The organism is Pseudoalteromonas sp. 3D05 (assembly GCF_002723455.1).
Lineage (GTDB): Bacteria > Pseudomonadota > Gammaproteobacteria > Enterobacterales > Alteromonadaceae > Pseudoalteromonas.
Map to the genome: position 1 here is coordinate 31147 of NZ_PDUS01000022.1, position 12601 is coordinate 43747.

At 40.1% G+C, this 12601-nt stretch carries 12 protein-coding genes and 1 pseudogene; 12 read left to right on the forward strand and 1 reads right to left on the reverse strand.

Annotated features, from left to right (window positions below; all coding sequences use genetic code 11):
• The 10 genes and pseudogenes from CSC79_RS20295 to adk form a co-directional block, all read left to right on the forward strand.
• Positions 1-198 (forward strand): annotated as a pseudogene (locus CSC79_RS20295) (hypothetical protein); the annotation flags it as partial.
• Positions 199-384: 186 nt separating this feature from the next.
• Positions 385-1206 carry a DUF692 domain-containing protein gene (locus CSC79_RS17570; protein WP_099297106.1) on the forward strand — a complete coding sequence of 274 codons (822 nt, stop codon included), beginning with the start codon at positions 385-387 and terminating at the stop codon, positions 1204-1206.
• A 5-nt stretch (positions 1207-1211) separates the two neighbouring features.
• A complete protein-coding gene (locus CSC79_RS17575; RefSeq protein ID WP_099297042.1) occupies positions 1212-1973 on the forward strand; it encodes a putative DNA-binding domain-containing protein in 762 nt (253 codons plus the stop codon).
• Between the two features lie 60 nt (positions 1974-2033).
• Complete coding sequence (locus CSC79_RS20330) at positions 2034-2156, forward strand: hypothetical protein (protein ID WP_272897230.1); 123 nt, start codon at positions 2034-2036, stop codon at positions 2154-2156.
• Between the two features lie 458 nt (positions 2157-2614).
• On the forward strand, positions 2615-3154 hold the full coding sequence (gene apt, locus CSC79_RS17580; RefSeq protein WP_099297043.1) for an adenine phosphoribosyltransferase: 540 nt from the start codon (positions 2615-2617) through the stop codon (positions 3152-3154).
• A 4-nt stretch (positions 3155-3158) separates the two neighbouring features.
• Positions 3159-5600 (forward strand): DNA polymerase III subunit gamma/tau, encoded by a 2442-nt coding sequence (gene dnaX, locus CSC79_RS17585; protein WP_099297044.1) that lies wholly within the window; start codon positions 3159-3161, stop codon positions 5598-5600.
• A 58-nt stretch (positions 5601-5658) separates the two neighbouring features.
• A complete protein-coding gene (locus CSC79_RS17590) occupies positions 5659-5985 on the forward strand; it encodes a YbaB/EbfC family nucleoid-associated protein (protein WP_099297045.1) in 327 nt (108 codons plus the stop codon).
• A gap of 8 nt (positions 5986-5993) precedes the next feature.
• A complete protein-coding gene (gene recR, locus CSC79_RS17595) occupies positions 5994-6602 on the forward strand; it encodes a recombination mediator RecR (RefSeq protein ID WP_099297046.1) in 609 nt (202 codons plus the stop codon).
• Positions 6603-6958: 356 nt separating this feature from the next.
• Positions 6959-8872, forward strand: a complete 1914-nt coding sequence (htpG, locus tag CSC79_RS17600; protein WP_099297047.1) for a molecular chaperone HtpG — start codon at positions 6959-6961, stop codon at positions 8870-8872.
• 177 nt (positions 8873-9049) lie between these two features.
• Positions 9050-9694: an adenylate kinase gene (gene adk, locus CSC79_RS17605; protein WP_099297048.1), complete on the forward strand. Its 645-nt coding sequence runs from the start codon at positions 9050-9052 to the stop codon at positions 9692-9694.
• Between the two features lie 87 nt (positions 9695-9781).
• On the opposite strand, the gene tpx is transcribed toward adk, so the two are convergent.
• On the reverse strand, positions 9782-10363 hold the full coding sequence (tpx, locus tag CSC79_RS17610) for a thiol peroxidase (protein ID WP_099297050.1): 582 nt from the start codon (positions 10361-10363) through the stop codon (positions 9782-9784).
• Between the two features lie 202 nt (positions 10364-10565).
• On the opposite strand from tpx, the gene CSC79_RS17615 reads away from it, so the two are divergent.
• Together CSC79_RS17615 and CSC79_RS17620 are read left to right on the forward strand one after the other, a co-directional pair.
• Positions 10566-11570: a response regulator gene (locus CSC79_RS17615; protein ID WP_099297052.1), complete on the forward strand. Its 1005-nt coding sequence runs from the start codon at positions 10566-10568 to the stop codon at positions 11568-11570.
• A gap of 4 nt (positions 11571-11574) precedes the next feature.
• Positions 11575-12570, forward strand: a complete 996-nt coding sequence (locus CSC79_RS17620) for a diguanylate cyclase (RefSeq protein ID WP_099297054.1) — start codon at positions 11575-11577, stop codon at positions 12568-12570.
• Positions 12571-12601: the final 31 nt, after the last annotated feature.

Here is a 12601-nt window from a genome sequence, read left to right on the forward strand (position 1 = left end):
TCAAAAGATGCTAAAGCTAAAGCCGAAGGTAAGTGTGGTGAAGGCAAATGTGGCGGTCATGCAAAAACAAAAGATGCTAAAGCCAAAGCTGAAGGCAAATGCGGTGAAGGTAAATGTGGTGGCCATGCCAAAATGAAAGACTCGAAAACCAAAAAAGAAGGTAAATGTGGTGAAGGCAAATGTGGTGGAAGCCATTAAACTTTGTCGTTGCACTTCTTGTTTTATTGGTTATCAACATCATTAATCAAGAAGTGCCATGCCACAACTTAACCGTTTAGCGTAAAATTAGTAAATAAGGTAGCCATCATGTGTTACTGATATTATTTTGTTTATCTGAGGAAAATAGTAGGAATAAATATGACCTTAAATGTAAGTGAGTTTGGCATGGTGGGTTTAGGTTTGCGCCGAGAAATGCTTGACGAATTACTTGAGCATGTACCTACCCAAATTGATTTTTTTGAAGTTGCACCTGAGAATTGGCTCAAATTAGGTGGTCGCTATAAAAAACAGTTTAAGTCGCTTACAAATGCCCACAATTTTGTGTGCCATGGTTTGTCTTTATCTATTGGTTCACCTGAGCCACTGGATATTGAATTTATAAAATCATTAAAGGGCTTTTTTAAAGAGCATGATATTAAACGTTACAGCGAACATCTGAGTTACTGCTCTGGTAAAGGTCATATGTATGATTTGATGCCAATCCCGTTTACTGAACCCGCAATTAAGCATGTAGTAAAACGTATTAAGCAAGTTCAAGATATATTAGAACGACAAATTACGATTGAAAATGTGTCGTATTATGCAGCCCCTGGGCAAGAATTGAGTGAACTTGAATTCACGACAGAGATTCTTTCACGCGCTGATTGTAAGTTGTTGCTCGATGTAAATAATATTTATGTAAATGCGACTAACCATAAGTATGACTCAATGGAATTTATTCAAGGGCTCCCCTCTGAGCGGATTGATTATATTCATATCGCGGGTCACTATAATGAAGCTGAAGATTTGATTGTTGACACCCATGGTGCTGATGTCATTGACCCTGTTTGGCAGTTGCTGGATAAGGCTTATGAAGTTCATGGTGTATTTCCAACGTTATTAGAGCGAGACTTTAACATCCCACCTATGGATATTTTAGCCAAAGAGTTAGATACAATTTCTCAATTACAAATTAAGCATAGCCAAATAAGCAAAAAGCGAGCTTGAGTAGTATGTCTTTTGATAAAATCCAATATGCCTTTATGGAACATATTCGCCAACCAAAGGAAAATCCTCTTCCTCATGGAATTGAAGACCGTCGAATGGCTATTTACCGCGACTTATTTTTTAATAATATTGAAGGGTTTATTTCATCCGGTTTTCCGGTTTTAAAGTCCTTATATTCTCGCGAGGATTGGCAAAAACTGATCAGGAAATTTTTTATTGAGCATGATTGTCAGTCACCTTATTTCTTAGATATTGCTGCGGAGTTTGTCAATTATCTGGTTAATACTTATGAGCGAGCAAAGAACGACCCTATATTTATGATTGAGCTTGCGCATTATGAGTGGGTTGAATTGGACGTGTCGATATGTCAACAAGACGAGAGCGAACTACCTATTGGCAGTGCAATCACTTCAGTGCCTTTATTCTTGAGTAGTACGGCACGCAATTTAAGTTATCAATTTGCCGTGCATAATATTAGTGCAGATTACATACCTACTCAACCAGGTGCAACACCGCATTACTTTGTTGTTTATAGAGATCATGAAGATGAAACTCAATTTCTTGTGACGAATGCGATGACAGCATTGTTGCTATCTCTTATTGAAACGACGCCCGGTATTGATTTTTTTGAACTATGTAATTGTGTATTGCAGCAAGCTTCTCAATTTAGTGAACAACAAATCCACGATGGAGCTAACAGCACGCTAATGACAATGGCTCATAAAGGAGTTGTTGTGACAAAAAATGAGGATGAAAACCTTTATTGATAATTTCACATGGATTATCATGTGCGCTTTTAAACGTCGCGCTTAATAAAAGGTAGTACCATGTCGGAAGATAAAGATTTTAAAGACCCATTTAATTTAATGTATTTTTTAGCATTTTTAGCTATTTTTGTTGGAATTGGTTGCTTGAATGCAATTTTAGGTTGGATGACGACATTATCGTAACTTAACCAGTTTAAATATAATAAGGCTGTATTTAGTACAGCCTCTTTAATGTGTTTTAATCCCTTCTTTACAGCTGTTTTTTATCAATCTTAATGCACATATAAACAAAACTATTGCAGTACATATCGCCATAAGTCCTAATTTAATTGTATTTAACCTGAAACCTGGTTAGAAATGCACTAATATATTGATATTAAATAACAAATGTATTTATCCGTCTCCAGTCGGAGACTTTTAGCGATAACAAAGCGAATTTACGCGACAATAGCAGGCTTATTGCAAGTAAATTCAACGCAGGCAGCGTTGGAAGTAGCCGCTGGGGATAAATTTGTTGTCCAACATTGAGGTTAACTAGATTCTTTATCTCGGCGTTTTAATTTCAGCTAAGCTCGCATCTTAGGGTCGCTTGGGTATATAATTACCTGCTTTGTAATATTAACGATATAACAGCTTAAATTATGACAACTCCATCGATTATTAAAGACAGCATCACAACGATAGCCGACTACCCAAAAGCGGGCATCATGTTCCGTGATGTAACAACACTTATGGCTGATCCAGCTGCATTTCAAGCAACTATAAATGCGTTTATCGACGCTTATAAAGACCAAGGATTTACCAAAATTATTGGTACAGAGTCACGCGGTTTTATTTTTGGGGCTCCACTTTCTTATGCATTAGGAATTCCATTTATCCCTGTGCGTAAACCAGGTAAATTACCTCGCGCTGTTATTTCTCAAGATTATCAACTTGAATACGGTGAAGATGTGCTCGAGCTGCATACTGATGCGATTGTACCTGGCGATAAAGTACTTTTGGTAGATGATTTGTTAGCAACAGGTGGCACAATTGAAGCGACTGCTAAGCTTGTTAATAAACTTGGTGGTAATGCAACTGATGCTGCGTTTGTTGTGTCATTGCCAGAGCTTGGTGGTGAGCAACGCATTGAGAAAATGGGTATAAATATCCTTAAATTGGTTGAATTCGAAGGCGAATAATTACATGAGTTACCAAGTCCTAGCGAGAAAATGGCGACCTCAGACCTTTCATGAATTGGTCGGTCAGTCACATGTTAAGCAAGCATTAGTTAATGCATTAACACAAAATAGACTGCACCACGCTTATTTATTCACTGGGACCCGCGGGGTGGGGAAAACCACCATTGCACGTATTTTTGCTAAAAGCTTAAACTGTGATGAGGGTATTTCTGCCCAACCTTGCGGTCAATGTAGTAGCTGTAAAGATATTGAAGCGGGGCGTTACATTGATTTGCTAGAAATCGATGCGGCATCGAGAACCAAAGTCGAAGATACGCGTGAGATACTAGATAACGTTCAATATGCTCCAACTCGTGGACGTTATAAGGTGTACTTAATTGATGAAGTGCACATGCTTTCAAAGCATAGTTTTAATGCTTTATTGAAAACCTTAGAAGAGCCACCAGAGCACGTTAAATTTTTGCTTGCCACAACGGACCCACAAAAGCTTCCAGTTACTATTTTATCTCGTTGCTTACAGTTTAATCTGAATGCGTTATCACAACCTGAAATTTTACAGCAACTAGAGTATGTACTGAACGAAGAGCAGTTAAGCTTTGAACAACAGGCATTACATATAATTGCTAAAGCTGCTGATGGCAGTATGCGAGATGCGCTAAGTTTGACAGATCAAGCGATCGCTCAAACAAATGGCAACATTCAACATCAAGCAGTGCAACGCATGCTGGGGTTGATGGATAATCACTACAGCCAACACATTTTAGCGGCTTTATTAGCTCAAGATGGGGCAGCTTTGTTAATGCAAGTAGAACAAATTGCGAGTCAAAACCCGCAATATAATGCGCTTCTTGATGATTTAATTGGCCTAACACACCTTATTCAGCTAACTCAGCTAGTGCCTGATGCAGCAAAGTTAGATGAACATAATGCAGAGTTTATCCAAGAAGTAGCGCAAGCAAGCGACTGTAAACAAATTCAAATTTATTACCAGTTGCTGCTCAATGGTAAAAAAGATTTACAATGGGCGCCTGAGCCGCGTCTTGGCTTTGAAATGATCATGCTAAGGCTTCTTGCCTTTGAGCCTACCGGTTTTTTATCAACGCAAGAGTCATCAAGCACAGCGCAACCGAAAAAAAACAACGCTGGGCGAGCCAGTGCTCTGCGCGATATTATTAATAAAAATAAAATGGTGCAGCAAACCCCTCGTGCTGAGGCTAATCGTCAAATCCAGTCATCAGACAGTGATGTAAATGTAGCCGATAAAATGCAGCCTGAGAAGGACATTGCATCGGACAATCAAGTTGAGCAAAGCAACACCAATGAACAACGTGCTGAACTCGCTCAAACCTTAGATAAAACAGAAGCACAAGCAAGTACTGAAAACACCCTCAGCGATGAGCATGCCCAGCAGCAAAGTCAAGATGATGCCTACCAACAACACAGTGACGCTGAACAAACGTTAGCGACACAGTTTGATGACATTATGAGCAGTGCAGTAGAGCAAGGCTTTAATGAGCAAACCCAAACAGCACACGTTGAGCCTGAAGCTAATAGCTATAATAGCGAACCTCAAACCTCAATTGCACAACAAGAGTCACAAGCACAATCAGCCATTGCACGCATTCTACGTGATAGAAACATATCCGGTGCAGGTAAGTTATCTGGTACAAGTATTAATAATACCCAAACCATTGAGCAACAAGTTACACATGCTGACAGAGTCAGCCCTAAACCTGAACCTCAAACGCCATTACCTGAGTCACAGCCACAACAGGCAGCAGAGCCCAACTCAACAGCTATCGATGCGCCGCCTTGGTCAAATGATGACGCAGGCCAAACCGTAAAAAAGCCAGTGCTCCCAGAGTCGGGGAGCCAGACACGCTCAAATAATCAAGTCGCAACAAAAAAAGTAGACTTTAAAGATAAACATCAGACAATTACTGAAAATTTGGCGCCTGAGTTATTAGAACAAATTAACCCACAAAAAAAGCCAGAGGTTGTTCAACAAGCGCTGAGCATTCCAGTTCCTGATGACTTTCAAAGTCCAATTAGTGAGATCAGGTTTGCTCATCAACAAGATGAATGGGCTTATTTAATCAAGCGAATGGGGCTCGGTGGCAGAATGCGCCAATTTGCGTTGCATTCTATTTTTACAAAACAAGATAACAATTTACATATCGACGTTGACGAGTCACAAAAGCATTTAGATTCACCGATACTTAGGCAAAAACTTGATGCAGCACTTTCAAGTATTTATGAGCACAACGTAACGCTCAGTATCAATTTTGCGCAGGGTGTAATTGACTCACCCTATTTAATACAGCAGAAAATAGATGTAGGGCGTCATCAACAAGCGATTGATGTGATTAATTCAGATGAAAATATCGTGCAATTTCAGCAGCTATTTTCAGCAATAATAGACGAAAACAGCATCCAGGCATTGTAATTCATTACAATAGCCCTTATCTTCATGACAATTAAAGATTACACAAAGAGAGAGAATTATGTTTAAAGGTGGAATGGGTAACATGATGAAGCAAGCGCAGCAAATGCAAGAGCGCATGCAAAAAGCCCAAGACGAAATCGCTACTATGGAAGTGGTTGGTGAAGCCGGTGCAGGCCTTGTTAAAGTTACTATGCTTGGTAACCACAACGTTCGCCGTGTAGAGCTTGATGAAAGCCTGATGGAAGACGATAAAGACATGATTGAAGACTTACTTGCAGCAGCATGTAATGATGCTGTGCGTCGTGTGGCTGAAGAAACGCAAGAACGCATGGGTAAAGTAACTGGTGGCATGCAATTACCACCAGGTATGAAAATGCCGTTCTAAGGTAAACAATGCAACTTTCACAAAGTTTAAGCCAGCTCATTGAAGCACTGCGATGCCAGCCGGGCATTGGTCCAAAGTCCGCGCAACGCATTGCGTTTCATTTGCTTGAGCGTGACCGCAAAGGCGGCACGCAACTTGGTAATGCTTTAACTAAAGCGATGAGTGCTGTAGGACATTGTCAATCTTGTCGAACATTTGCAGAGCAGCCACAGTGCGAGATTTGCATGAGCCCAAAACGCCAAGACAGTGGCGTTTTGTGTGTGGTTGAGTCACCGACAGATGTATTGGCGATTGAGCAAACAGGGCAATATAAAGGTTTATACTTTGTCTTAATGGGGCACTTATCACCCATCGACGGTATTGGTCCAAACGAAATTGGCCTTGATATTTTAGAGAGCAAATTGCGTCAAGGTGGAGTTAATGAAGTAATTTTGGCCACCAACCCATCGGTTGAGGGTGAAACTACAGCACATTTTATTGCACAATTGTGCCACCGCCATAAAGTCGAAGCGTCTCGTATTGCCCATGGAATACCAGTAGGCGGTGAACTCGATTTACTTGATGGCATGACCTTAATGCATGCCTTTAGTGGCCGAAAAGCCGTAAGCCAAGACTAGGGTCTGTTTACCTTTCAAGGTTAAACAGGCGCTGCCCTTCGGGTTCTGCCTAGGGGCGATTTACTCTTTGTAGCCCGGGTTTGACTTAGCCCACTAGGTTACAAACCTCGCGCCGCGATTAAACCGCCCCTAGTTTGAGCAAGTCTTAATCCGCAAAGGTCAACAGACCCTAATAACGTGATAGTCCTAAAAGCTTTAAAAAAGCCTGTATTTATTAAATTAAGTACAGGCTTTTTAATTTCATACGCTTTTTACTTCTGATCACACACCTTTTTTAAATTATCCCTTGAAGTTCATTCTGCGCGCCCCATATTAAGTGCATAACGCAGACAATTTGCTAATTGGAGATTTACACAATGACTGCAGCACAAAAAGAAACATTAGGCTTTCAAACAGAAGTTAAACAACTATTAAACCTAATGATCCACTCGCTTTATTCAAATAAAGAAATATTTTTACGTGAACTTGTGTCTAATGCATCAGATGCGGCCGACAAGTTACGCTTTTTAGCGCTTTCAAATGGTGATTTATACCAAGGCGATGCGGACTTACGTGTGCGTATCAGTGCAGACAAAGATGCAAAAACTGTGACAATTTCAGATAACGGTATCGGTATGACCCGTGATGAAGTTATCAGCTCATTAGGCACTATTGCAAAATCGGGCACAGCTGAGTTTTTCAAAAACTTAACTGGCGACCAAAGTAAAGATTCACAGTTAATTGGTCAATTTGGTGTTGGTTTCTATTCAGCGTTTATTGTGGCTGACTTAGTGACTGTTCGCACTCGTAAAGCTGGCGAAGAAAAAGGTGTTGAGTGGCAATCACAAGGTGAGGGCGAGTACACCCTAGAAGAGATTGAAAAAGAAGGCCGTGGTACAGACATTATTCTGCACCTTCGTGAAGACGAAGCTGAATTTGCTGATGATTGGCGCCTGCGTAGCATTGTTACTAAATATTCTGATCACATTTCTACACCAGTACAAATGTATAAAGAGGAAGTACCTGAGTCTGAAGGCCCAGATGGCGAAAAAACACCAGCAGAGCCTGCTGCTTGGGAAAGCATTAACCGCGCTACAGCACTTTGGACTCGTGATAAGTCTGAAATATCTGAAGATGAATACAAAGAGTTCTACAAGCACGTAAGTCATGACTGGGAAGAGCCGCTAAGCTGGGGTCACAATAAAGTTGAAGGTAAAACTGAATACACAAGCCTACTTTATATCCCTAAAAAAGCGCCTTTCGACTTATGGAACCGTGAACGTCAAAGTGGCTTAAAACTTTACGTACAACGTGTGTTTGTAATGGATGACGCTGAGCAGTTTATGCCAAGCTACTTACGCTTTGTAAAAGGTTTACTTGATTCAAACGATTTACCGTTGAACGTATCGCGTGAAATCTTACAAGATAACAAAGTAACACAAGCTATTCGTAAGGGTTGTACTTCACGTATTTTAAAAATGCTTGAGCGCATGGCGAAAAATAAAGCCGATGATTACCAAACATTTTGGAACGAATTTGGCCAAGTAATGAAAGAAGGTCCAGCTGAAGATGCGACCAACAAAGAAGCGATTGCTAAATTACTACGCTTCTCTTCAACGCACACAGATGAAGAAGCTCAAAACGTTTCATTAGAGCAGTACATTGAACGTATGAACGAAGAGCAAGATGCTATTTACTATGTTGTTGCTGATTCGTTTACAGCGGCTAAAAGCTCACCACACTTAGAGATCTTCCGTAAGAAGGGCATCGAAGTATTACTAATGAGCGACCGTGTTGATGAGTGGATGATGAGCCACTTAACAGAATTCTCTGAAAAACCGTTCAAGTCAATTACCCGAGGCGATCTTGACCTAGGTAACTTGGATGACGAAGAAACCAAGAAAGCGCAAGAAGAGTCTGAAAAAGAAGTTGAAGGCTTAATTGAGCGCATTAAAACTGCACTCGGTGAAAGCGTTAAAGATGTACGCTTTACGCATCGTTTAACTGACTCGCCTGCGTGTGTGGTTAGCGACGATAACGACATGAGCTCGCAAATGCAAAAGCTAATGGAATCTGTGGGTCAAACTGCACCAGAAGCGAAACCAATTTTTGAGCTTAACCCAGATCATCAGCTTGTTAAGCACCTTAATGTTGAACAAGATGAAGACAAGTTTGGTCAGTGGTCAAATGTATTACTTGATCAAGCATTGCTTGCAGAGCGTGGTACGCTTAAAGACCCTGCCGGTTTTGTAACTCGTTTGAATAAATTGATGCTCGATCTTAGTAAATAATAGCATTAGATATGTTATTGAATAAAAAGGGAGCAAATAGCTCCCTTTTTTGTTAATTACGGATAAGCAATTAGTATAAGTTGCTTGAGTATCGCAAGCGCTTATGGAAGAATTCAATCTTTAAGATAAATACTACTGGGCTGCTTGTTCAGAACAGTATCAACCGAGGACAATGATATGCGCATTATTCTTTTGGGCGCGCCGGGTGCAGGTAAAGGCACTCAAGCTCAGTTTTTGATGGACAAATACGGTATTCCACAAATTTCTACTGGTGACATGTTACGTGCAGCAATTAAAGAAGGCACACCACTGGGTTTAGAAGCTAAAAAAGTAATGGATGCAGGTCAGTTAATTTCTGATGATATCATCATCGGTTTAGTGAAAGAGCGTATCGCTAAAGAAGATTGCGAAAAAGGTTTCTTGTTAGATGGTTTCCCGCGCACAATCCCACAAGCAGATGCAATGAAAGAGAATGGCGTAGTAGTAGACCACGTTATCGAATTTGACGTTGCTGATGAAATCATTGTTGAGCGTATGGGCGGGCGTCGTGTTCATCCGGGCTCTGGTCGCGTTTACCACATTGTTTATAATCCACCAAAAGTGGAAGGCAAAGACGATGTAACAGGTGAAGATTTAATCATCCGCGCCGATGATACTGAAGAAACAGTACGCAAACGTTTAGGTATTTACCATGAGCAAACTATGCCGTTGGTTGATTACTACCAAGCAGAAGCAAAAGCGGGTAACACCCAGTACCATAAATTAGACGGTACTCAAGCTGTTGAAGCGGTAAGCCAACAGCTAGGTGAATTATTAGGCTAAAAAGTGCCTAAAGTAAAAAACCGCCAAATTTGGCGGTTTTTTTATAACTATGGTTTTTTATAACTACGGTTTTTAATACGTCATGGCTTAAATTGTTTTCATTGCATCAATGACAGGCGCGTAATTAGGCTCTTTAGACAACTCATCAACTAACTGCTTGTATACAATTTTATGTTCTTTATCTAATACAAATACTGCACGTGTTAACAAGCCCATATCTTTAATAATTAGTCCATAGTTCTGGCCAAAGTCACGCCAAACAGAATCTGATAACGTCGTAATTTTGTCTATATTTTCAGCTTTACAAAATCGCTTTTGAGCAAAAGGTAAATCAGCACTGATTGTAAGCATGGCAATCGAGGGAAATTGCGCAGCTACTTTTTCGTTGAAATGTTTAGTTTGAATACTGCAAACACCGGTATCTAGGCTTGGTACAACACTGATTAAAACGGCTTTGCCTTGATAGTCTTTCAGAGTAACAGGGGCAAATGAATCATTAACGACTTTAAAATTTGGAGCTTGCTGATCTACTTCAACCCCCGTGCCTAGCAGAGTAACAGGTTTTGATTGAGCTGATACCTTACCGGCATCTAAGGTATTTTGGCCAATATCAGCCGCAAAAGTAGTGGCACAAAAGCTACACAAAGCAAAAGTAAGCAATCTAAGCATAAGGTATTTCCTTTAAAATTAACGCAATTGCATTCAGTGTATTATAATCAACGAACGGGACAAAGAGTTTACTGAAATTTAAAATTGTAAATATTGGTTACATTGATTAACATATTGCACAGATTTACGTTTATTCGCTGACAAATAACAATAAAAGCATGTTGTATACTAAATACGTGCAACGGCAAAACAGAGAGAAGCTATGTCAACATCGGTATTAATTTGCGACGACTCAAAGCTAGCACGGCGACAATTAGCACGATCGCTACCAGATGATTGGGATATCAAAGTTGAGTTTGCTGAAGATGGTGAGCATTGCATTGAGCAGATCAAAGCCATACAACCAGAAATCCTATTTCTAGATCTAAACATGCCAAAAATGGATGGTTACGAAGTATTGCAAGAGATTCAAAATCAATCTCTTTCTGTACTCACTGTTGTGGTGTCTGGTGATATACAACCGAACGCCCATCAGCGGGTACTCGATTTAGGTGCAATTGACTTTATTCAAAAACCCTGTGACGCTCAAAAGCTTGCCGATATTATTGAACACCATGGTATTAAAGACAAAGCCATGCGTGAGCGTTTAGCACACCAGTTAGGGGAGCAAGTCGACCCCGATGTGCGGGATATCTATCAGGAGCTAACCAATGTTGCTATGGGTCAAGCAGGGGACCTGCTTGCTCGACTGTTAAATGTGTTTGTCGAACTGCCGATACCTAATGTTAATATCCTTGAAGTTAATGAATTAGATATGGCATTGCGCTCAATTGATGCAAATGCAACTACTTCAGGCGTATGCCAGGGCTTTATTGGTGGTGGTGTGTCGGGTGAGGCATTGTTACTTTTAAATGACTCAAGCTTCAAAGAAATTGCTTCGTTAATGAATTACGAAGGCGAGCTAAATAACAATATTGAACTTGAGCTATTAATGGATATTAGTAATATCTTAATTGGCGCCATTTTAACCGGCCTTTCTCGCCAGTTAGATATGACGTTTAGCCAAGGTCACCCGGTCGTGCTAGGTCAACACTGTGATGTGTCTGATTTAGTGAAAGCGAATAAATCTCGTTGGCAACGCACCCTTGCGATTGAGATCAGTTACGGTATTGAAAACCATAATATAAATTGTGATTTAATGCTGTTATTCACCGAAGATTCAATGAAGACTTTGAAATACAAAGTTGCGTACCTATTAGAAGACTAACATTATGCCAGCAGCTGATTTTAATATGAATGAAATCCATTGGTTAATGGATATGTTTAACACTGTCGATGTCGGCTTGGTAGTGTTAGATCGCGAATATAAAGTGTGTATCTGGAATGGTTTTATGGAAAATCATTCGGGTTTATTGCCAAGTGCTGTAAAAGATAAAGACTTATTCGACCTTTTTCCTTCGATTGATGAGAAGTGGTTTCGCAGTAAATCAGAATCAGTATTTGTTTTAAAAAATCGCTCGTTCACCATATGGGAGCAACAACCTTATATATTCCGCTTTAAAAATTACAGGCCTATTACAGGTAAAGCGGACCATATGTATCAAAATGCGACTTTTATTCCATTATCTAATGTCAGAGGTGAAGTAAGCCATATTTGTATCATTATTTATGATGTTACAGATGTAGCCGTGAACAAAAGTGAGCTCGAAGAGCTAAATAGCAAATTAGAGCTAATGAGCCAGACAGATGCTTTAACTAAATTGAACAACCGTGGTCACTGGGAAGACTCTCTCAGAAAAGAGTTTTTAAGGATAAAAAGAAGTGCTGGTAGCAGTTGTTTATTGATGTTTGATATTGATCACTTCAAAAAAATCAATGATCAATACGGACACCGTTGTGGTGATGAGGCATTACGTCATATTGCTGATTTGCTCAGAAAAACATTGCGTGAAACAGACGTAGCGGGTCGATATGGTGGTGAAGAGTTTGCAGTAACACTACTTGATACAGATAAGGCGGGCGCTGAAATATTGGCAGAAAGACTGCGTAGTTTAATTGAAGCTTCTTCGATCTATTTTGATGGAGAACAAATAAAAATGACGATTAGCATTGGTCTTGCCTGTTTCCAATCTGATTTTGAACGTTATGAAAAGTGGATTGAAGCTGCTGATAAAGCGCTATATACGTCAAAAGATAAAGGGCGAAACTGTATTACAGATTACACTGCATTACAGCAACCTAACGATGAATTAAAAAATGACGCCTAGCGTCATTTTTTTTGTCTAGACAATTGGGCTT

Coding starts and splice junctions, on each gene's coding strand:
- CSC79_RS17615 (WP_099297052.1), top strand. CDS start 10,566: ATGTCAACATCGGTATTAATTTGCGACGACTCAAAGCTAGCACGGCGA.
- adk (WP_099297048.1), top strand. CDS start 9,050: ATGCGCATTATTCTTTTGGGCGCGCCGGGTGCAGGTAAAGGCACTCAA.
- CSC79_RS17575 (WP_099297042.1), top strand. CDS start 1,212: ATGTCTTTTGATAAAATCCAATATGCCTTTATGGAACATATTCGCCAA.
- tpx (WP_099297050.1), bottom strand. CDS start 10,363: ATGCTTAGATTGCTTACTTTTGCTTTGTGTAGCTTTTGTGCCACTACT.
- CSC79_RS17570 (WP_099297106.1), top strand. CDS start 385: ATGGTGGGTTTAGGTTTGCGCCGAGAAATGCTTGACGAATTACTTGAG.
- dnaX (WP_099297044.1), top strand. CDS start 3,159: ATGAGTTACCAAGTCCTAGCGAGAAAATGGCGACCTCAGACCTTTCAT.
- htpG (WP_099297047.1), top strand. CDS start 6,959: ATGACTGCAGCACAAAAAGAAACATTAGGCTTTCAAACAGAAGTTAAA.
- recR (WP_099297046.1), top strand. CDS start 5,994: ATGCAACTTTCACAAAGTTTAAGCCAGCTCATTGAAGCACTGCGATGC.
- apt (WP_099297043.1), top strand. CDS start 2,615: ATGACAACTCCATCGATTATTAAAGACAGCATCACAACGATAGCCGAC.
- CSC79_RS17590 (WP_099297045.1), top strand. CDS start 5,659: ATGTTTAAAGGTGGAATGGGTAACATGATGAAGCAAGCGCAGCAAATG.
- CSC79_RS20330 (WP_272897230.1), top strand. CDS start 2,034: ATGTCGGAAGATAAAGATTTTAAAGACCCATTTAATTTAATGTATTTT.
- CSC79_RS17620 (WP_099297054.1), top strand. CDS start 11,575: ATGCCAGCAGCTGATTTTAATATGAATGAAATCCATTGGTTAATGGAT.